19 protein-coding genes are annotated in these 19,149 nt (G+C 64.5%); 5 read left to right on the top strand and 14 right to left on the bottom strand.

Annotated elements, in window-relative coordinates; all coding sequences use genetic code 11:
- Positions 1 to 170 precede the first annotated feature (170 nt).
- Positions 171 to 947, top strand: a complete 777-nt coding sequence (locus AC07X6_RS13045; RefSeq protein WP_494791238.1) for a head GIN domain-containing protein — start codon at positions 171 to 173, stop codon at positions 945 to 947.
- Here AC07X6_RS13045 and AC07X6_RS13050 read toward each other — a convergent pair.
- Both AC07X6_RS13050 and AC07X6_RS13055 read right to left on the bottom strand, forming a co-directional pair.
- On the bottom strand, positions 944 to 1,831 hold the full coding sequence (locus AC07X6_RS13050) for a dihydrodipicolinate synthase family protein (RefSeq protein ID WP_494791239.1): 888 nt from the start codon (positions 1,829 to 1,831) through the stop codon (positions 944 to 946). The two genes, AC07X6_RS13045 and AC07X6_RS13050, sit on opposite strands and share 4 nt — an antisense overlap.
- A 26-nt stretch (positions 1,832 to 1,857) precedes the next feature.
- Positions 1,858 to 2,673 (bottom strand): aldolase, encoded by an 816-nt coding sequence (locus tag AC07X6_RS13055; RefSeq protein ID WP_494791240.1) that lies wholly within the window; start codon positions 2,671 to 2,673, stop codon positions 1,858 to 1,860.
- Between the two features lie 141 nt (positions 2,674 to 2,814).
- Between AC07X6_RS13055 and AC07X6_RS13060 the strand changes: the two genes are divergently transcribed.
- Positions 2,815 to 3,363, top strand: a complete 549-nt coding sequence (locus tag AC07X6_RS13060; protein ID WP_230541701.1) for a helix-turn-helix domain-containing protein — start codon at positions 2,815 to 2,817, stop codon at positions 3,361 to 3,363.
- A 63-nt stretch (positions 3,364 to 3,426) separates the two neighbouring features.
- Here the strand turns inward: AC07X6_RS13060 and AC07X6_RS13065 are convergent, their stop codons facing one another.
- Positions 3,427 to 3,969, bottom strand: a complete 543-nt coding sequence (locus tag AC07X6_RS13065) for a YaeQ family protein (RefSeq protein WP_230541702.1) — start codon at positions 3,967 to 3,969, stop codon at positions 3,427 to 3,429.
- A 39-nt stretch (positions 3,970 to 4,008) separates the two neighbouring features.
- The gene (purU, locus tag AC07X6_RS13070) at positions 4,009 to 4,890 is read right to left on the bottom strand and encodes a formyltetrahydrofolate deformylase (protein WP_474290343.1); all 882 of its coding nucleotides are present in this window, start codon (positions 4,888 to 4,890) and stop codon (positions 4,009 to 4,011) included.
- A gap of 344 nt (positions 4,891 to 5,234) precedes the next feature.
- Here purU and AC07X6_RS13075 point away from each other — a divergent pair, with 344 nt between their 5' ends.
- From AC07X6_RS13075 to AC07X6_RS13085, 3 genes are all read left to right on the top strand, one after another.
- Positions 5,235 to 5,747, top strand: a complete 513-nt coding sequence (locus AC07X6_RS13075; RefSeq protein ID WP_230541705.1) for a phasin family protein — start codon at positions 5,235 to 5,237, stop codon at positions 5,745 to 5,747.
- 30 nt (positions 5,748 to 5,777) lie between these two features.
- A complete protein-coding gene (locus tag AC07X6_RS13080; RefSeq protein WP_230541706.1) occupies positions 5,778 to 6,179 on the top strand; it encodes a KGG domain-containing protein in 402 nt (133 codons plus the stop codon).
- Positions 6,180 to 6,317: 138 nt separating this feature from the next.
- The gene (locus tag AC07X6_RS13085; protein WP_474290340.1) at positions 6,318 to 6,830 is read left to right on the top strand and encodes a YgjP-like metallopeptidase domain-containing protein; all 513 of its coding nucleotides are present in this window, start codon (positions 6,318 to 6,320) and stop codon (positions 6,828 to 6,830) included.
- 86 nt (positions 6,831 to 6,916) lie between these two features.
- Here the strand turns inward: AC07X6_RS13085 and AC07X6_RS13090 are convergent, their stop codons facing one another.
- The 10 genes from AC07X6_RS13090 to AC07X6_RS13135 form a co-directional block, all read right to left on the bottom strand.
- Positions 6,917 to 7,510, bottom strand: coding sequence for a PEP-CTERM sorting domain-containing protein (locus AC07X6_RS13090; RefSeq protein ID WP_230541843.1), 594 nt, complete (start codon positions 7,508 to 7,510; stop codon positions 6,917 to 6,919).
- 311 nt (positions 7,511 to 7,821) lie between these two features.
- Positions 7,822 to 8,367 (bottom strand): LOG family protein, encoded by a 546-nt coding sequence (locus AC07X6_RS13095; protein WP_046682536.1) that lies wholly within the window; start codon positions 8,365 to 8,367, stop codon positions 7,822 to 7,824.
- 11 nt (positions 8,368 to 8,378) lie between these two features.
- Positions 8,379 to 9,152: a tetratricopeptide repeat protein gene (locus AC07X6_RS13100; protein WP_230541708.1), complete on the bottom strand. Its 774-nt coding sequence runs from the start codon at positions 9,150 to 9,152 to the stop codon at positions 8,379 to 8,381.
- 41 nt (positions 9,153 to 9,193) lie between these two features.
- Entirely contained in the window at positions 9,194 to 9,865 is a 672-nt protein-coding gene (locus AC07X6_RS13105) for a TetR/AcrR family transcriptional regulator (RefSeq protein WP_034758777.1), read from the bottom strand.
- 138 nt (positions 9,866 to 10,003) lie between these two features.
- Complete coding sequence (locus AC07X6_RS13110) at positions 10,004 to 10,609, bottom strand: phasin family protein (protein ID WP_494791241.1); 606 nt, start codon at positions 10,607 to 10,609, stop codon at positions 10,004 to 10,006.
- 153 nt (positions 10,610 to 10,762) lie between these two features.
- The gene (locus AC07X6_RS13115; RefSeq protein ID WP_230541710.1) at positions 10,763 to 14,383 is read right to left on the bottom strand and encodes an EAL domain-containing protein; all 3,621 of its coding nucleotides are present in this window, start codon (positions 14,381 to 14,383) and stop codon (positions 10,763 to 10,765) included.
- A gap of 302 nt (positions 14,384 to 14,685) precedes the next feature.
- The gene (locus AC07X6_RS13120; RefSeq protein ID WP_494791242.1) at positions 14,686 to 15,642 is read right to left on the bottom strand and encodes an alpha/beta hydrolase; all 957 of its coding nucleotides are present in this window, start codon (positions 15,640 to 15,642) and stop codon (positions 14,686 to 14,688) included.
- The gene (locus AC07X6_RS13125; RefSeq protein ID WP_494791243.1) at positions 15,639 to 17,273 is read right to left on the bottom strand and encodes a GMC family oxidoreductase; all 1,635 of its coding nucleotides are present in this window, start codon (positions 17,271 to 17,273) and stop codon (positions 15,639 to 15,641) included. The genes AC07X6_RS13120 and AC07X6_RS13125 overlap by 4 nt, the downstream gene beginning before the upstream one ends.
- A 7-nt stretch (positions 17,274 to 17,280) precedes the next feature.
- Positions 17,281 to 17,808 carry a hypothetical protein gene (locus AC07X6_RS13130; protein WP_494791244.1) on the bottom strand — a complete coding sequence of 176 codons (528 nt, stop codon included), beginning with the start codon at positions 17,806 to 17,808 and terminating at the stop codon, positions 17,281 to 17,283.
- Between the two features lie 72 nt (positions 17,809 to 17,880).
- Complete coding sequence (locus AC07X6_RS13135) at positions 17,881 to 19,074, bottom strand: MFS transporter (protein WP_494791245.1); 1,194 nt, start codon at positions 19,072 to 19,074, stop codon at positions 17,881 to 17,883.
- Between the last annotated feature and the right edge of the window lie 75 nt (positions 19,075 to 19,149).

The following is a 19,149-nucleotide window of genomic DNA, read 5'->3' on the forward strand; positions in this document are numbered from 1 at the left end:
GCGGCGCGTGCCGCTCGTCGTATGTCCAATACCCGCATGATACCTCATGCCATCCTGTCGCATCCTCCTGCATTCCATGCCGCTGCCGGTGCAGTCTGTCGCAGCGCGGTACGCAGGCGCGGCCGGCTGGCATACCATGCACTTATACCAATTCAACACAGGGAGCAAGAATGACACAGCCACTTTTCCACCGCCGCCATGCCACCGCCCTGCTGCTGGCCGCCTGCGCGCTGGCCATCCCGGCCGCGCCGGCGCTGGCGTCGCCGCTCGACTGGATTTCCGGCAACAGCATCCAGGGCAGCGGCAAGCTGCAAAAGCAGACGCGCGAAGTAGGCAATTTCCATGCCGTGGCGCTGAACGTGCCGGGCACGGTCGAATTGCGCATTGGCAACACGGACAGCGTCACCATCGAGGCTGACGACAATATCCTGCCGCTGATCGACACGGCGGTGGAAAACGGCACCCTGCGCATCCGCCCCGCCAAGCGCAACGCCAACTTCCGCCAGAGCAGCCTGACCATCGTCATCCAGGCGCGCCAGGTGGAACGCATCAGCGTGGGCGGCTCGGGCAACATCACGGCAACGGGCTTGCGCGCGGAAAAGCTGCGCTTCGACGTGGGCGGCTCCGGCTCCATCGATGCGCGCGAGCTCGACAGCCGCCAGGTTTCCATCGCCATCGGCGGCAGCGGCAACTTCAAGGCCAGCGGCAAGACGGAGCAGCTGACGGCCTCGATCGGCGGCTCGGGCAATATCCAGGCGGGCCGCCTGGCCGCGCGCGAAGTGCAGGTGAGCATCGGCGGCTCGGGCGAGGCGCAAGTGTGGGCCAAGGATGACTTGACCATCAGCATCGGCGGCTCGGGCGAAGTGAGCTACTACGGCGATCCGCGCATCAGCCGCAGCATGCAGCGCTCAAGCAGCATCAAGCGCCTGGGTGCTGCGCCGAATTAAGCCGTCAGGCCGGCCAGCACGGCGGCCAGCTCGCGCGTGGCCGCCTCGCCCAGCGGCTGCAGCGGCGCACGCGGCGTACCCACATCAAAGCCCCGCAGCGCCAGCCCCGCCTTGACGGTGGGCGGCAAGCCCCCTTTCATCAGGCATTGCAGCAATGGCAGTTGCTGGAAGAACAATTCGCGCGCCCGCGCCAGGTCGCCAGCCTGCACGGCCGCATACAGGGCCAGCGGCAAGCCCGCATGCAGGTTGGGCGCGGCCGTGCACCAGCCGCGGGCGCCGGCCGCCAGCGCGGCGAAGGCCAGGGTGTTGCTGCCGTTGTAGAACGGCAACTCTCCCCCGCTCAGCTGCGCCAGCCGGTGCATGCGCTGGATGTCGCCCGTGCTTTCCTTGACCATCGTCACATTCGGCACCTCGCGCCAGATGCGCACGATCAGCTCGGGCGACATATCGATGCCGCTGGTGGCCGGATTGTTGTACAGCATGACCGGGATGCCCACGGCAGCGCCGATGCGCGCCACGTGGCGCACGATCTCTTCCTCGCTCAGTTTCCAGTACGACACGGGCAAGACCATCACCGCGTCGGCGCCCTGCTTTTCCGCAAAGCGGGCGCGGCGCATGGCGCCCGCCGTGGTCAGGTCGGAAATGCCCACCACCGTGGGCACGCGCCTGGCGACGGCGGCCAGCGACGTGGCGGCGACGGCATCCCACTCCGCGTCCTGCAGGTAGGCGCTCTCGCCCGTGCTGCCCAGCGGGGCGATGCTGTGCACGCCGTCGGCAATCAGGCGCTCGATCAGTTGTTGCAGGCGCGGCAGGTTGACGTCGCCGCCATCGGCCGTGAACGGGGTGACAGGATAGGCAATGATGCCGTGAAATAAGGTTTGCATGATGTCGTGTTCTCCGGTGAGTGTCGTTATGCCAGGCAATCGGCGTGCTGGCGCAGGGCGCGCCGCGCGTAATAGGCGAAGGTCACCGTGTCGCGCCGGGCCGTGGAAATCCAGTCGTGCGCCTCGCGCGCCAGGGCCGGCGGCAAGGGCAGGATGGTGCCCGCCGCCATGGCCAGCAGTTGCAGGCGGGCTGCCCGTTCCATCAGCAAGGCCAGCATGCACGCCTCTTCCACCGTGCGGCCCACCACCAGCTGGCCGTGATGGGCCAGCAGGATGGCGCGCTTGTCGCCCAGGGCGCCGGCGATGATCTCGCCCTCTTCATTTCCTACCGGCACGCCCGGCCACGAGGGCAGGAAGGCGCAATCGTCGAACAGGGGGCAGGTATCCATGTGCGACACCTGCAGCGGCTGTTCCAGCATCGACAGCGCCGCCACGTGCGTGGGATGCGTGTGGATGATGCAGGCCACGTCCGGGCGCTGGCGGTAGATCCAGCTGTGAAAGCGGTTGGCCGGGTTGGGAATGCCCTCGCCGTGCACCACGCGCAGGTCATGGTCGACCTCGATCAGATTGCTGGCCGTGATTTCGTCGAAGCCCAGGCCCAGCTGTTGCGTGTAGAACGTGCCGTCCTGGCCGCCACGGCAGCTGATCTGCCCTGCCAGGCCGGAATCATGCCCGCCATCGAACAGGATGCGGCAGGACAGCGCCAGGGTTTGCCGCGCCGACCACGGGCTGTTCGGCGTGACGCTGGCCAGGCGCCGCTCGGCGATGGCCACCAGTTCGTCTTTCGACAAGGCCAGGCTGGCGCCCGGGGCGGCGACTTCATATGGAGTATTTTGCTGCATCGTTGATCCTTCACTCATGCTGACTACGCTTCCCGGCATGCACGGCAGCAGCCGTGCAACCCAATCCAAGGAAACTGAGTGTATTTTAGGACACTTTGTGTCATGAGGTACAATAGTTTTTTTAAATCGACCGATGCAACCATGGCTATGCGTCTGAAACTGCTGAGAAAACACAAGGGCTGGACCCTGGAACAGCTGGCGGAAAAAAGCGGCTTGACGAAGAGTTACCTGTCCAAGGTGGAGCGGGGCCTGAGCGTGCCCTCGATCGCCGTGGCGCTGAAACTGTCGCACGCGATGCAGGTGGACGTGGAGCAGCTGTTCAGCGACAGCCACCGGCAGGCGGCCGTGACCATCACGCGCGCCGGCGATCCGGGCAGCGCGGGCGCGACGCCGCCGCTGCCGCATTTCGCCAGCATCGCCGCCGGCGTGGCACCGAAGAAAATGCTGCCCTTCATGGTGTATCCGGCGCCCGATTTCGCCGCCTCCGCCTTCAAGGAACATGCGGGCGAGGAATTCCTGTTCGTGCACCAGGGCACGATTGAAATCGAATTCCCGCAGGAAACCGTGCAATTGCACACGGGCGACTCCGTGTATTTCAACGCCCTGATTCCGCACCGCACGCGCAGCATCGGCGCGCAGCAGGCGCAGCTGCTGGTGATCGTCAGCAACGACGAAGACGCGGCCCCGTAAAGCGGCGGCACAATGCAAAAAGCCCGGAGCGATCCGGGCTTTTTGCGTTTCAGACAGTCAACTTCAGCGTGCCGGCTTCACCGGTTCGCGGTCGATCAGCACCGTGTTGACGCTGTCGGTCAGCCAGATCTGGCCATCCTGAATCGTGCATTGCAGCTGCATGCTGCGTTGCGCCAGCTTGCTCATCTCTTGCGCCGCGTCAGACGGCAGGTTGATCACGGTCAGGTTCTTCGCCCGTTCCAGCTTGTTCGCGATCTGCTTCCACCAGATGTGGCTGGTTGCGCCATAGCTGTAGACGATCACCTGCTCCGAACGCCCGCACGCCTTCAGGATGCGTTTTTCGTCGGGCTGGCCCACTTCGATCCACAGCTCGATGGCGCCCGTCAAGTCCTTCTGCCACAGGTCGGGTTCTTCCGTGTCGAACAGGCCCTTGGTAAAGGTCAGCGCCTCGTTGGCGTGGATGGCGAACGCCAGCAGGCGCACCATCATGCGCTCGTCCGTTTCGGACGGGTGGCGCGCCAGGGTCAGCGCGTGATCCTGGTAGTAATTGCGGTCCATGTCGGCGATCTGCAGATCGGCTTTGAAAATTGTTGCTTTGAGGGCCATCGTGTTTCTGTCTCGGTAAAGTGAATTGTGAAGTCGGTATCAGCGGAAAACCACCGTCTTGTCGCCATTTTTCAGGATACGGTGCTCGACGAACCATTTCACGGCGCGCGCCAGCACCACGCACTCGACGTCGCGGCCGATGGCCGTCAGGGTTTCCGCATCCATCGCATGGTCGACGCGCTCGACGTCCTGCTCGATGATCGGGCCTTCGTCCAGGTCGCCCGTGACGAAATGGGCCGTCGCGCCGATCAGCTTGACGCCGCGGTGATGCGCCTGCGCATACGGCTTGGCGCCCTTGAAGCTGGGCAGGAAGGAATGGTGGATATTGATGGCGCGGCCGTCGAGCGCCTGGCACAGGCCCGGCGACAGGATCTGCATGTAGCGCGCCAGCACCACGAGGTCGATCTTGTGCGTGTCCATCAGGTCGAGGATCTTCGCTTCCTGCGCCAGCTTGGCCGCTTCCGGCGCGCCGGCCGCCAGCGGCAGGTGGTGGAAGGGAATATTGTAGCTGGCCGCCAGCTGGTAGAACTCCATGTGGTTCGAGACGATGGCGGGAATTTCCACGTTCAGCAAGCCGCTCTTGTAGCGGAACAGCAAATCGTTGAGGCAATGGCCGATCTTCGACACCATCAGCATCACGCGCGGCTTGACGCGCGCATCGTGCAGCTGGCCGTGGAAGGGGCCGTTGACCTGCATGGCTTGCGACAGGGCGGCGAAGTCGCTGCGCAACTGGGCGTCGCTGACGGCGCCGTCTTCCAGCGCGAAATGCACGCGCATGAAGAACAGCTGGGATTCCTGGTCGCCGAACTGGGCGGAATCGAGGATGTTGCAGCCGCGTTCGGCCAGGAAGCCGGAGACGCGGTGCACGATGCCGCGCTGGTCCAGGCAGGACAGGGTCAGGATGTATTCGGGATGCGTCATGGTCGCGGAAATAGGTAAAAAAGTAAGGCGATGCTCGGCTCAGCCACGCGCGCCGGCCATCGGCTGCGCTGCCGCGAGCCGGCTATTGTCGCACGGCCGGGCCTGTAAACCTGCATTTTCCACACAAGCGGCATGGCGGCGGCGCCGGCAAACCGATTGACGTTCATTTGATCTGGCACAAAGTCATCGCGTTTTTCTGGCGGCCAGCGGCCATTCTCGCGCCAAACCCCCATCTGCCATGGAACCTGGCACGCCATCCGGCGTCTATCCCTTTGCTTGTTTCACCATACGTCGCATCCGGTGCACCGGGTGTTTTCCGAATCAGCTTTTCATTGAGGTAGAACATGTTCACAAACAGTCTTTCCCCCAGTCTCAGCCCCGCCCTGAAGTCCCACCTGGAGGCCCAGTGCAATTTCGCCACGGAACTATCGCGCAAGCTGTTCGATACGGCGCAGCAACTGAGCGAACTCCATCTGCGGCTGGCGCAAGATCTGCTGCAGGAATGGAGCAACGCCAGCCAGCAGCTGCTGTCCGCGCGCGACACGGGCGAATTCATGTCGCTGGCGGCCGCGCAGCTGCAGCCCGGCAGCAACAAGCTGCAGCAGTACCAGCATCAGCTCGGCAACCTCATGGCCAACGCCAATGTCGAGATGAACCGCACGGCGGAAAACCACCTGCCCGAAGCGAGCCGCACGGCCGTGGCCTTCGCTGACGAAGTGGTGCGCAAGACGGCGGAAGAAACGGAAAAAGCCACGCAGCGCCAGCGTGAAATGATCGAAAAAATGCATGCCGCGGGCCGCAGCGACGGTGTGGCCCGCAGCCGCGATACCAGCCGGCAATCCGATCAGGCACATTGAACACCACCACTCGACAGCAAGGAGAGCGACATGGCTAGCAATCAAGGTAATGAACAGGGCAAAGGCGCTGGCAGCAGCCAGAAAGCCGGCGAAGCGGGCAGCACCAAAGGCACGAGCAAGCGCGGCTTCGCCGCCATGAACGAGGAGCAGCAGCGCGAAATCGCCAGCAAGGGCGGCCAGGCAGCCCATCAAAAGGGCACGGCGCATGAATTCGACTCGGAAGAGGCACGCCGGGCCGGGCAGAAAGGGGGTGAAGCCGTCAGCCGCAACCGCGAACACATGGCGGAAATCGGCCGCAAGGGCGGTGAAAGCCGGCAATCGGCCCAGCGCGCCAATGAAAGCCGCAGCAGCACGGCGGCACGCAGCGGCAGCACCGAGCAGCAATCGAAGACTGGCCGGCAGGGCAACAAGGACGAGGACGACAAGGGTTGACGGCTGGGCTGCCACCCGGCTTGACGACGGCACGGGGCGGCTGCAGCGGCCCCGTGCCGGGGCAGCCGCAGCACGCGGGGCGCGGCGGTATGGTACATTCTCGCCTTACCGACACCTCCGCGCCCCGCCCGCCCCCGCATGCAGCCATCCCTGAAATACCTGAGCGCCTATTCCGAACAAACGCAAACGCAAGTGCAGCAACTGATCGCGCAGGACAAGCTGGGAGAAGTGTTGTTAAAACGCTACCCGAACGCGCATGACGTGCGCAATGACAAGGCTTTATACCAGTACGTGCAGGATTTGAAGAATGAATTCCTGCGCAATGCCGAGCCCATCAACAAGGTGGCGTTCGACAGCAAGATCCATGTGATCCAGCATGCGCTGGGCTTGCATACCTCGATTTCGCGCGTGCAGGGTGGCAAACTCAAGGCCAAGCATGAAATCCGCGTGGCCACCATGTTCAAGGAAGTGCCGCTGGAATTCCTGCGCATGATCGCCGTGCACGAACTGGCACACGTGAAGGAAAAGCAACACGACAAGGCTTTCTACAAGCTGTGCACGTATATGGAACCGCAATACCACCAGTACGAATTCGACGTGCGGCTGTACCTGACCCAGCTCGACCTGTCGGGCCAGCGCCTGTGGTCGTGACGGCCAGTGCCGGACAGCATGACAAAGCCGCCAAATGGCGGCTTTTTTTTACGCGCGGACCGGCAAAGCCGGCGCCTTGGTCAGGCTCAGGCCGCGTTCTTGCGGCGGCGCAAAAAGGCCAGCAGGCCCAGTCCACCCAGCAACATGCCATACGTGGCAGGTTCCGGCACGGCGCTCACGCTGGCGGCGATGTTATCGACCTGGAAGGTGTGGAAGGCACCTTCCTTCCACGATGCCGACAGCAGGTTGTTGAAGCCAGTGAACGTGTAATCGCTGAACGTGTGGCTGCCATCGAGGCTGAAGGTCTGGGTCACCGTGCCGCCGCCCACCTGGTGGCCGACGAACGTGACATCGTAGGAGCCTGGCAAGCTCACGAAGTCAGCCAGGCTGATCGAGCTGAGCGAAAACGCCGCGCCATCGGTACGGCTCAAGGTTGTCGTCGTCAGCACCGTGGCGCCAAGGCCGGCCGAGCCCGCATAGGCGAAGTTGCTTTGATGGGCAGAACTCAACAGGCCCAGGAAGCTGCTGTCGAAATCGTAGCCCCCTTCGGAATAGGAGTTGAAGACGGAACCGAAGATGCCGGGCTGCTCCAGCGCATCGAAGCCGATGGTGGTGCTTTGTGCGTGGGCACCGCCAGCGGCGAGGATGGCGGCGACGGCGGTCGCGCGCAAGAAGGTCATTGGTTTCAAAATAGCATCCTTTCAAGATGATGAAGTGGCGAGATTGTGGCAACTTGCAATTCCTGGGCGTCGTCGCGGGAGCGCGGGAAGCGCTGCACCGGGCGTCCGACGACCTGTCTTTTGAACAACGCCAGTAGACCACATTCATATATAAAAAGCATCTTCATTTTCAAAAAAAACATGCATACAAAGAAACATTCTGGACATATTTTTATTAATTGAATTGTTGAGCTTGATCAATTTTTCCGTGTAGAAATAAAAAAAGCCATGCACTTTTCAGGGCATGGCCGTATCGCATCGCACCGACAATACTAGGGCGCGCACTCCTTCAGGCGCTGCACCAGCGCTGCGGGATCGGCATCGGCGTTCAGGAAAGCGGCGTGCTGCGGACGGATGAAACCCTGCTCCTTGCCGTTTTGCACGAAGGCGATCAAGCCATCATAAAAACGGTCGACATTGAGCAAGCCGATGGGCTTGGCGTGCAAGCCCAGCTGGGCCCAGGTCAGCATCTCGAACAGCTCTTCCAGGGTGCCGTAGCCGCCGGGCATGGCGATGAAGGCATCGGACAGGCTGGCCATCATCGCCTTGCGCTCGTGCATGTCCTTCACAATGAACTGGCGCGTCAAGCCCATGTGGCCCACTTCGCGCTCGACCAGCTGGGTCGGGATCACGCCCGTCACCTCGCCGCCCAGGCGCAGCACTTCGTCGGCGATCACGCCCATCAGGCCCACCTTGCCGCCGCCGTACACGAGCGAGATATTTTCCGCCACCAGCACGCGCGCCAGTTCGCGCGCCGCCACCGCATAGTCGGGCGAGACGCCCGCGTTGGCGCCGCAATACACACATAAAGCCTTGATCACAGTAATCCCTACCCTTTCAATTCATCGATCGCCGCCTCGACCTCGAGGCGCTCCTTGGCGTCCAGTGCCACGCACTGGGCCGCCTTTTCATACAGGGCCAGCGCTTCCGCCAGCTTTTTCTTTCCATCGAGCATATTCAACGCGCGCGCATATTCGCTGTGCGCCAGCGCCGAATACGGCGTCAGGGCCAGCGCCGTCTTGAAGTGCTGGTAGCCGTCTTCCTTGTTGGCGCCGTAGGTCAGGCTGCCGATCATGGCGCCGACCTTGTCGATAATTTCCGTATGATAAATCCCAAACGCGATATGCGCTTCCGCATGCATGGGCGCCACCGTCATCGTGCGGTCCAGGCTGTTGCGCACGCGCGCGCCCATGCCTTGCGCCAGGGCCTTGACGACGGAGGTGCCCAGCGCATAGCGGCCCAGGCTGTAGGCATGCCAGTAGTAGCCGGCCGGATTGTCCGGCTGCTCGCTCTGCTGGCGCTCGCAGCGCTCGGCCACTTCTTCGTACATGTCGAGTTTCTGGCTGTCGTCCACTTCCAGGTGCGTGGCATAGATGCAGGTCGCCTTGTGCGCCACCGCATAGCCGGGCACGCCGATGGCCAGGCCCAGCTTCACGGCGCGCTCGAAGTCGCCCGCATGGAAGGCCAGCCAGGCTTGCACCAGCGCCGGGTGCGTGGGAAACGGTTCCACATCGCCCGCATGCAGGCGCGCCCAGGCCGCTTCCAGGGTCTGCGGCGTGTAGACATATGCCTCGTCCGGATAGGGAAATTGTTTCCAAGCCATCGATCTCTCCTGTAAATGACGACGCGGCGCCAGCAGCCGCGTCAGTCGTTCTTGAGTTTGGTCACATACTCTTCCGACAGTTTGCGAAACAGCAAATGCGTTTCATTGCGCAAATACGGCCCGATCAGGGACAGCACCTGGTAGCAGCCGCGCGCCAGCGCATCGGACATCGATTGCTGCTCGCTGTACTTGCGCGGGTTGCGCACATACTCGTACGACAGCCAGTAGGTGGCAACGACCACCATATTCGTCGCCATGGCAGCCACTTCCATGTCCGACGCTTCGAGCGACTGTTCGCTGCGCAAGTCTTCGCACAGCTGCGTGGCCACCTTGATCTTGTGCGCCAGGATCAATTTGAAGTGCAATTCCAGCTTGCGGTTGCGCGAGAGCAAATCATTGAGGTCGCGGTAAAAAAAACGGTAGCGCCAGATCAGTTCGAACATCAGGTGCAGATACAGCCAGACATCCTCGATATTCGAGCGGCGCCCGTCAGGCACGGTCAGGATGCGTTCGATTTCCGCCTCGAACTGGACGAAGATCGAATTGACGATGTCGTCCTTGTTACGGAAGTGGTAATACAGGTTTCCCGGCGAAATGTTCATCTCTTCCGCGATCACGGTCGTCGTGATATTCGGCTCACCAAACTCGTTGAACAGGCGCAGCGACAACTCCAGGATGCGTTCGCGGGTACGGCGTGGTGCTTTTTGTAGCATGGCGGGCAATCTCTCTGTGTTCTGCCTCAAGCATACCACCTAAGATAGCCGTAATGAAACACTGCGCCCCACGGCGCCAGCGAAAACCGCAGGCAAAAAAAAGCCTGCGCGAGCAGGCTGGAGGGATGTTGCGCCAGCTCAGGCGGCCGGTACTTTTTTCTTCGCCGCCGGCCTGGCGGCGGGCTTGCCCACTGGCTTGCTTATTGGCTTGCTTATTGGCTTGGCTGCGGCGCGCGGCGCGGCCTTGGCTGCCGGCCTGGCCGGGGCCTTGACGACGGCCGCCTTCGGTGCCGCTTTCGGTGCCGCCTTCACGGCAGGCTTGGCCCCGGCCTTCGGCCTGGCCGCCGGCGCGGGCTTGGCGGACAGTGCCTCCACCTGCGTGCTCAAGGCATCGATCCTGGCGTGCAGCGCGGCGATGTCGTGCTGCATGGGCACGCCGATGGTGGCCAGGGCGCGCGCCACGCGCTCTTCGAACACTTGCTCCAGCTTGTCCCAGGAGCCGCTGGCCTGCTTGCCCACGCCATCGGCCAGCTTGCCGACGCTGTCGCTGACATCGGCCACCTTGTCTTCGGCACGCTTCTGGAATTCCGTGCCTTCCTTCACCAGCCTGGAAAACACGCGCCCGCCCTCTTCCTGCGCCTTGGCGAAGGCGCCCAGGCCCGCTTGCCAGATCTGCTGCGCGGACGAGCGCACGGCGTTCGCCAATTCCTTGTCTTCCGCCAGGTCCTTCAATTTCTTCACCATCGCCAGCTCCCGTCATGTGAAAGGCCATGCCACTCCATGGATGCTTTTTATTCTAGAGAGCAAAACTAGAGACGGGAGTCTAATTCGATAGCGAGCTGCGCCCCAAGGTGCGCCAGCGCACGCGGCAGCCGGTCGCTTGCACGCGGCCAGCGCCTATGCCGCCGCCTTCACCTGGCCATGCAGCAGCTTGTGCAGGCGGAAGCCTTCGCGGATATTCTCGCGCAGCACGGCGCCCTTCCACGGCTTGGTATAGAAGCGGTCGACGGCGCCGCGGTTGATGGCCGCCATGATGGGCGTCAGGTCGGCAAAGGCCGACAGCATGATGCGGAAGGTGTCGGGGCACAGGTGCTTGACCCGCTCCATGAACTCGGTGCCGCTCATGAGCGGCATGCACTGGTCGCACAGGATCACCTGCACCTTGTGGCGCGCCAGGATGTCGAAGCCTTCGGCGGCCGTCTGCGCCGTGAGGATGCGGTAGCCGTCCTGCGCCAGGAAATCGCTGAGCACGTCGAGCATGAAGACATCGTCGTCGACGATCAGCAAGGTTTGCTGCTCTTCGCTATCGGTATCCTGCGGCGCCTGCAGCAACTTGCCACCCATCAACATCTGCTCGAATTCCTCGTGCGGCACGGGGCGGCTGAAATAATAGCCCTGCATCTCGTCACAGCCGTGGCGCCGCAGATAGGCCAGTTGCGCATCGTTTTCCACGCCTTCGGCGATCACTTCCAGCTTCATGCTGTGCGCCATGCTGATGATGGCCAGCACGATGGCCGCGTCGTCCGGATTGCTGGTCACTTCGCGCACGAAGGCGATGTCGATCTTCAGCTTGTCGATGGGGAAACGTTTCAGGTAGGCCAGGCTGGAATAGCCGGTGCCGAAATCGTCAATGGAAATCTGGATGCCCAACGCCTTGAGATTGCGCAATACGGAGATGGTTTCCTCGGCATTCGACATCAGCGAGCTTTCCGTCAGCTCCAGCTCCAGCAGCTCGGGCGCGATGTCGTACTTGCGGATCGCCTTGAGCACCTCCTCTTCCAGGCCGCCGACGAAAAACTGGATGCCCGACACGTTGACGGACAGGTGCACGGGCCCGATGCTGCTGGCGCCCCACTCGCTGATCTTCCTGCAGGCTTCGTCGAGCACCCAGTTACCGACGCGCACGATGAGGCCCGTTTCTTCCAGCAGGGGGATGAACAGGGCCGGCGAGACCATGCCGTGGCCGGGACGGCGCCAGCGTATCAGGGCTTCGGCGCCGCTGATGCGCCCCGAAATGATATTCACCTTGGGCTGGAAGAACAGCACGAATTCCTCGTTGTCGATGGCGCGCCGCAGGGCATTTTCCATGTCCAGCCGCGCCATCGATTGCGCGTTCATTTCCGCCGTGAAGAAGCGGAAGGCGTCGCGGCCCGCTTCCTTGGCGCGGTACATGGCCGTGTCGGCATATTGAATCAGGGTGTCGGCATCGACGCCATCTTCGGGGAACACGGAAATGCCGATGCTGACCGTCACCGTCACCTCGTGGCCCTGCAGGTCGAAGGGCTTGCGCATCGCCTCGCGGATCTTGTCGACCACGCCCACGGCATGCTGGGCGCCTTCGGGCAGCACCAGGATGGTGGCGAATTCATCGCCGCCAAAGCGGCCGATGGTATCGCGCACGCGCAGGCAATCGACGAGGCGGCTGGAAAACTGGCGCAGCAGGTCGTCGCCGATGGTGTGGCCCAGGGTATCGTTCACATTCTTGAAGCGGTCGATGTCCATGAACAGCACGGCCACGGCCCACTGGTGCTCGGCTGCCTGGGCCAGCGAATGGGTCAGCGAGGCGAAGAACTGGCTGCGGTTCGGCAAGCCCGTCAAGGTATCGAAATGGGCCAGCTTCATCAGGCGCTGCTCGGCATCCTTGCGCTCGGTGATGTCGCGCGCCACGGCCACCAGAATCCAGCTCTGCCCCGAGCGCAGGGTGCGCCGCTGCACTTCCACCGACAGCGGCGAGCCATCCTTGCGCTGCAGCTGCAATTCCGTCATCGGGCCGCCCTGGTCGCCGGCCAGCAGCTTGTTGTATAGCTCTTCCAGCTGGGCTTCGCCCTCGTGCGCGCGGCCCGGCCCCACGCGCAGGAAGTCCTCGCGTTCGAAACCGAGCATGCGGCAAGCCGTCTGGTTGACGTCGACGAAGCACATGCCGGCGCGGTCGACGAGGAAAATCGCGTCGGCCGTGGCGTCCATCGCCAGGCGGAAGCGGCGCAAGTCTTCATCGAGGCGGATGCGCGCCGCCATGTCCAGGGTCAGCTGCTCGTGGTGGCGCTTGATTTCGTCGTACAGCAGCAGGTTGTCGTAGGCGACGGCGATCTGCGCCGCCACCGTGGCGGCGACCCGCTCGTCGACTTCGGAAAACTCGTTCGCGCCCAGCTTGTCGACCAAGTACAGCCAGCCGTGGCTGCGCTCGCGCGAGGCGATGGCCACGCCCAGGAAGGAGTGCACGGGCGGGTGCGTGTCGGGCAGGCCCAGCGCGCCCGGGTCGCCCTTCAAGCCATTGACGCGGTAAGGCTGGCGCTGTTCCAGCAAGCGGTTCAGGATGCCCGTGCGCGGCGCGCTGGCGATGCGCTCGAGGTTTTTTTCGGCACCGCACGAGGAAAAATAGCTGAGCTTGTCGGCGCCCTCTTCCAGCACGCCGATGCAGGCGTACCTGGAGACGCAGATATTCTGCGCCACCTTGCAGCCCGCCTCGATCAGGGCGCGCGGATCGCGTTCGGTGCCCAGCTCGATGCCGAGTTCGATCAGGGCCGTCAGGCGCAGGCTCACCGCCTGCAGGCTCGACAGCGAGCGCGACAGGCGCTCCGTCATGACGCCCAGGTCTTCGGGAAGGGCGGCGTGGCCCTCGCGCTGGCTGGCCAGCTGCGAAATCTGCTGGCTGCTGGACTCGAGCTCGTCGAGATAGCCGCTGACCTGGTGCTCGATGCCGGCCAGCTTGCCCGTGGCGGGAAGCACCGCGCCGCCGCCCGCGCCCGGCGCCGCCGGCATCAAGCCCAGCGCCTCGTTGACGGTGCGCACGATGACTTCCGGGTCGGACGGCTTGGGCAGCACCCAGCGCACGCCGCACGCCTGCGCCAGCAGGATCGCTTCCTGCTCGCGGTAGGTGGCCGTATAAAAGATGATGGGCACGTCGGTCAGCGCGGGATCGGCATGCACGCGCGTGACGAATTCGTAGCCGTCCATGTTCGGCATGAGGATATCGGAAATGATCAGGTCCGGCCGCTCGGTGCGCAGTATTTCCAGCGCATCGGCGCCATTGGCCGCCTCCAGCAGGCGGTGGCCGCCGTAACCGAGCAATGCGGTCAGGAACTCGCGGTTCAGCACATGATCATCGACGATCAGGATGGTGGCTATGTCGTTTTTAACTGGCGTCGACGGCGCCCCGGGTAAAAAAGATTCCAGCTCCGCGACGAACAGGTCGGGCTCGATCGGCTTGCCGATATAGCCATTGAAGCCCGCTTCGAGCAGGCGCTCGCGGTCGCCCACCATGGCCAGCGCCGTCACGGCCAGGGCCGGGATCTTGCGCAGCAGCGGGTCTTTCTTCAGCTCCGCCACCACGCCATAGCCATCGAGCTTGGGCAAATGCACGTCGCAAATGATCAGGTCGGGCAATTCGCTGCGCGCCATGCGCACGCCCTCTTCACCGTCATAGGCGGCCAGCGGCGTGTACCCGAAGGCACGCAGCAAATACACCATCAATTCCATATTGGTGGCGTTATCTTCGATAATCAGGATACGTGCGGACAATTAGCGCCCCCAATAAAAACAGCATGGACTCATTTTCTGCCTGCGTTGATCTTTCCGCATGCGCGGGCTACATAACAATCCTACAACATCTTGCCATACATCCAGAAAAATATCTGGCCGCCGGATGCCTGCGGAAGGTCGGAAGCGGCCTCAAGAACGAATTTCCACCGACCGTCTTCCGACGTTAGCTTAATACACTACGCCAGTGGAAAACAGCATTATCTGCCCCTTGCGTTGTTAAACACGGGCAACAGCAGAGTCAAAAGAGACAGTCTTGCCATGCAGATAAAACACAACACGATTCAGGCGAAATGGGGGGCCGAAGGGGGCCGGGCGACTTCGTTCTTGATAGTGATTTCTGCCAGCACCAGGCGCAGCACGCGCGCGTCGCTGGCCAGCGCCACGTGGCCGATGCCGCCAAAGGCCAGATTGCGCGCGCAGGGCAAGTGGGCGGAAGTTTGCGGCGCGACAATATTATCGTGGTGCGAATACATCGACGTGATCAGGGCGCGCAGTTCCGGCGTCTCGCTGGCGGCCAGCTGCGCCAGCCAGCCGCTCGGTGCGCCACCGATACGGCTCATCTGCCGCGCATTCTTCCCCGCCGCCAGATTGGCCAGCGCCGTGCCGTGGTGCGGCGTGCCGATGGTGATGATGCGCGCCACGCGGGCCGCGCCGTAATGGCGCAGCCAGGCACGCGCCACCAGGCCGCCCATGCTGTGGGCGACAAGAATCACGCGGTCGCTGCCCGTGCGGGCGCACAGCGCCGCGATGGCTTGCTCGACCTGCGGCACGAAGTCCTCGATGTCGGCGCCTATCGGTTCCAGGTCGACGCCGTCGTGCGCGATGCCCGCCTGCGCCAGCTGGCGGCTCAGCTGCGCCCAGTAGCCGCGGTTGCACACATAGCCGTGCACCAGCAGCACGGGCAGACCCTGGCCGGTGACGGTGTCGGCCACGTGCAGGCGCGGATACAGCATGCCCCACGACGACGTCCACAGGGTGGCGCGCAATTCGCCCAGGAACAGGCGCGCGGCGCCCCCGGCACCCAGCTGGTGTTCCGCCGGCACGGGGCTGCCCAGGCGCCGGCTGTCCCAGAAATTGCGCGCCACGACGAGCGCGCGCACGGCCAGCAGCATGGCAGCTCCCAGCAGCAGGGCCGCGACGGGCGAGGCGACGCCCCAGGCCTGCATGGCCAGGTACGCCACGCCCAGCACGGCCAGCACCTGCAGCAGCATCAGCCATTTGAGGATGCGCGCGATCATGCGGAAGCTGGGGCGGGCACGGGTGCCGGCTTGCCCGTCAGCTCCCGCGCCAGGCCGCTGGCCAGGCGCGCGGCCAGCGCATACAAGGTCAGTTGCGGATTGGCGCCTATCGAGGTGGGCAACAGCGAGCCGTCGTGCACGGACAGGTTGCGCACGCCGTGGTAGCGGCCGTCGGCGCCCGTCACGCCCAGGCGCGCATCGTCCGACATGGCGCAGCCGCCCATCACGTGGGCCGAGACCACCCTGGTCAGCAGCGCCTTCATCGGCAAATCGCCGATGGCCTGTTTCGCCTGCGCCCAGCTCGTGTAGTGGCTGGCCAGCTCATGCACGGGATATACGCTCCGCGCGCCGGCCGCGAACTGGATTTCCGCCATCGACAGCAGCGCGCGCCGCGCGCCATCCCAGATGAAGGGCGTGAGCGGGTAGTCGAGCACGGGCGCGCCGAAGCTGTCGATGGACACGCTGCCGCCCGCCGCCTCATGGTGAAAGCCGTCGCGCAGCAGCGCCAGCAAGGCGTGCGCATGGGGAAAGTCGCGCATGGTGCGCGCATGTTCATCGCCGAAGCCGCCCATGGTGGTGGCCATCAGCAGCGGGTGCAAAGGCGGCGCTTCGAGCTTGTAGCCGATGGGACCGTCGATGGGCGCCGTGTGCAGGAAATGGTCGGAATAAATCGTCTGCGGCGCCCCCGCATAGGCGTCGACGCGTTGCGGGAACAGGCCCGCCGACACCACGGTCGGATGCAGGAAAGTGCGCCGGCCCAGCAAGCCGTGCGGGTCGGGCGCCTGCGAGCGCAGCAGCAGCGCCGGCGAGTTGATGGCGCCGCCGGCCAGCACAAAATGTTTCGCGCGCAGCGTCAGGCGCACGCCCGTCGGCGTCTGACCGGCAGCGTCCAGCGCCGTCACCTGCAGGCTGTCGATGCGCTCGCCCTTGAAGATGAAACGCTCGGCGCGCGCATGCACGAGCAAACCCGCGCCCAGCGCCAGCGCCGACGGAATCGTCGTCACCAGCATCGACTGCTTGGCGTTCGTCGGGCAGCCCATGCCGCAGTAGCCGAGGTTCCAGCAGCCGTTCACGTTGCGCCGGATGGCGGCCGTGGGGATGCCCAGCGCCGCGGCGCCACGGCGCAATAAATCGTTGTTTTCATTGGGCGGCGCGGCCCAGTCGCTCACGTGCAGGCGTTTTTCCATCATGGCGAACCACGGCGCCATGGCGTCCACCGAATAGCCGGACAAGCCAAAATGCCGCTGCCAGTAGTCGAGGGTGCCGGGCGGTGTGCGGAAGCTCGACGTCCAGTTGACGGTGGTCGAACCGCCCACCGTGCGCCCCTGCAGGATATTGATCGCCTTGTCGCGCGTCTTGCGGGCGGCCGATTCCTGGTACAGCGCGGGATAGGCCTGCGCTTCGCGCATCTTGAAGTCCTTCGAGGACTTCAGGCCGCCCTCCTCGACGATCAGGACGGTCAAGCCTGCCAGCGCGAGGATTTCCGCCGTCACGCCGCCGCCGGCGCCGCTGCCGATGACGACGACATCTGCTTCGAAGCTGCGGTCGGCGGCCACGGTGCTGGCATCGGTGACGTTCCAGCCGGCGGCCACGCCGATGGCGATGGGATCAGGAATGGGGGATGTGCTCATGGATGCCTTATGCGCTCAGTTCGGGCAGCGGCCCCGGATAGCCGATGGCGGCCCAGTGGGCGGCATCGGCATACCAGGCGCCGAGAATCAAATCGTGCAGGGCCAGATAGGCCGTCTGCAGGGTGGCCAGGCGGTGCGTGCGCCACGCCTGCAGAAAGGCGGCCACCTGGGCCGGATCGGCGCCCTGCCAGCCATCCTTGACGCCGGCAACGAAGCGCCGCGCGGGCGCCAGCGCCAGTAAACCAAACAAATCCTGCACCTCCTGCTGCGCCGCCAGGGGCAAGCCATGGATGGCCGTCTCCACGCCGGCGATGGCGCCATCGAGCGCCGCCGCCCGCGCGGTGGCATCCTGCGGCAGCGCGCTGCCCAGCATGGCCGGCACGATGGCCGCCAGCGCCGCGCGCGCTTCGCCATCGAGCACGAAGCGGCCCGGCGGCGCCGGCCCGCGCACGGCGCGGTAAGCGGCGCCGCCGGCGGCCAGCGCACAGGCGCCGAGTACACCCAGTTTCAGAAACGATCTGCGTCGCATTCCCATGTCTCCCCTTGTTGTGTACCGCCTTTTGCAGGCCAGTGTACGCCAAAGGCAGTGGGCGTTTGAACGCAAAAACTAGAGCGGGCCGTCTAGTTTGCACGACTGGAAGCACAGCAGCAGCATGGCCAGCAGCGCCGCCAGCGCCCCGCCGATGGCGATGCCGGGCAAGCCAAACGCGACGATCAGCATGCCGCCCAGCGCCCCGCCAGCAGCCGTGCCCGCATTGAAGGCGGCGATATTCAAGCCCGCCGCCACGGCGTCGCTGCCAGGGCAATGCCGTTGTGCCAGAAGCAAGAGGCGCATGGTCGACAGGGTCACGAGGGCAAAGAACAGCAAGCCCAAAGTGCCGCACAGGGCCAGCATGGCAAACGGATGCGTGCGCAGCGCATACAACCCCAGCAGGTTGAGAGCCAGCGCGGCCAGGGCCAGCACGGTGCAGCGCAGCGCGTGGGGCCGGTCCGCGCACCAGCCTCCCAGCAGGTTGCCGCCGATGGCGCACGCGCCAAAGCACAGCATGGCGGCGCTGAGCCAGCCCGCATCGAGCCCGCCCAGCTGCAGCAGGAACGGCGAAACATACGTGAAAAAGCTGAAGGTGGCCACGCTGACCAGCGCCGCCACGCCGGCCGCCAGCAACAGCGGCGGCTGCAGGATGGCACGCAGGCTGGCCAGCGCCGGTGCAGCGGGCGCAGAGGGGCGCGTGCGCGGCATGGCGGACAGCAAACCGGCGCCGCCGCACAGGGCCAGCACGCCGATGGCCGTAAATACCCAGCGCCACGACGAGACGGCGCCCAGCCAAGTCCCCAGCGGCACGCCGCCGGCCAGCGCCAGGGTCAGGCCCAGCCAGACGATGGACAGCGCCCGTCCCGCGCGGGACGGGTCGACCAGGCTGGTGGCTGCATGCGAGGCGACGGCCATGAACACGCCATGCGCGAGGCCGACGGCAAAACGCACACCCAGCAGCGCGCCCAGCGCCGGCGCGGCCGCCATGGCCACGCTGCCGGCCGCCAGCACGAGCATGGTGGCCACCAGCAGCTGGCGCACGGGCCGGCGCGCCAGCAGGGCCGTCAGCACGGGCGCGCCGATGGCCGCCCCCAGCGCATACGCGGCGATAGCGCCGCCGGCCGCCGCCACGCTGGCGTGCAGGTCGCGCGCCATGGGGGTCAGCAGCCCGGCGGCGATGAATTCAGACAAGCCGAAGGCAAAGCTGCACAAGGACAGCCAATAAATGGAAGGAGGCAGCGCGCGGCTGGGTGGCGAAACGTTGGACATGGCATTCCCGACAATCAAAACGCCATGCTGGCCCCTGGGCCATCATCTGTAAAATATCTTATTTATCTTGAAACG

The sequence above is a fragment of the Janthinobacterium sp. GW460-12-1-14-LB5 genome, assembly GCF_059423585.1.

Excerpts from the sequence above, each read along its gene's own strand:
- purU (WP_474290343.1), bottom strand. The coding sequence starts at position 4,890 with ATGACGCATCCCGAATACATCCTGACCCTGTCCTGCCTGGACCAGCGC.
- AC07X6_RS13085 (WP_474290340.1), top strand. The coding sequence starts at position 6,318 with ATGCAGCCATCCCTGAAATACCTGAGCGCCTATTCCGAACAAACGCAA.
- AC07X6_RS13055 (WP_494791240.1), bottom strand. The coding sequence starts at position 2,673 with ATGCAGCAAAATACTCCATATGAAGTCGCCGCCCCGGGCGCCAGCCTG.
- AC07X6_RS13100 (WP_230541708.1), bottom strand. The coding sequence starts at position 9,152 with ATGGCTTGGAAACAATTTCCCTATCCGGACGAGGCATATGTCTACACG.
- AC07X6_RS13090 (WP_230541843.1), bottom strand. The coding sequence starts at position 7,510 with ATGACCTTCTTGCGCGCGACCGCCGTCGCCGCCATCCTCGCCGCTGGC.
- AC07X6_RS13045 (WP_494791238.1), top strand. The coding sequence starts at position 171 with ATGACACAGCCACTTTTCCACCGCCGCCATGCCACCGCCCTGCTGCTG.
- AC07X6_RS13135 (WP_494791245.1), bottom strand. The coding sequence starts at position 19,074 with ATGTCCAACGTTTCGCCACCCAGCCGCGCGCTGCCTCCTTCCATTTAT.
- AC07X6_RS13130 (WP_494791244.1), bottom strand. The coding sequence starts at position 17,808 with ATGGGAATGCGACGCAGATCGTTTCTGAAACTGGGTGTACTCGGCGCC.
- AC07X6_RS13125 (WP_494791243.1), bottom strand. The coding sequence starts at position 17,273 with ATGAGCACATCCCCCATTCCTGATCCCATCGCCATCGGCGTGGCCGCC.
- AC07X6_RS13080 (WP_230541706.1), top strand. The coding sequence starts at position 5,778 with ATGGCTAGCAATCAAGGTAATGAACAGGGCAAAGGCGCTGGCAGCAGC.
- AC07X6_RS13110 (WP_494791241.1), bottom strand. The coding sequence starts at position 10,609 with ATGGTGAAGAAATTGAAGGACCTGGCGGAAGACAAGGAATTGGCGAAC.
- AC07X6_RS13050 (WP_494791239.1), bottom strand. The coding sequence starts at position 1,831 with ATGCAAACCTTATTTCACGGCATCATTGCCTATCCTGTCACCCCGTTC.
- AC07X6_RS13120 (WP_494791242.1), bottom strand. The coding sequence starts at position 15,642 with ATGATCGCGCGCATCCTCAAATGGCTGATGCTGCTGCAGGTGCTGGCC.
- AC07X6_RS13065 (WP_230541702.1), bottom strand. The coding sequence starts at position 3,969 with ATGGCCCTCAAAGCAACAATTTTCAAAGCCGATCTGCAGATCGCCGAC.
- AC07X6_RS13060 (WP_230541701.1), top strand. The coding sequence starts at position 2,815 with ATGGCTATGCGTCTGAAACTGCTGAGAAAACACAAGGGCTGGACCCTG.
- AC07X6_RS13075 (WP_230541705.1), top strand. The coding sequence starts at position 5,235 with ATGTTCACAAACAGTCTTTCCCCCAGTCTCAGCCCCGCCCTGAAGTCC.
- AC07X6_RS13105 (WP_034758777.1), bottom strand. The coding sequence starts at position 9,865 with ATGCTACAAAAAGCACCACGCCGTACCCGCGAACGCATCCTGGAGTTG.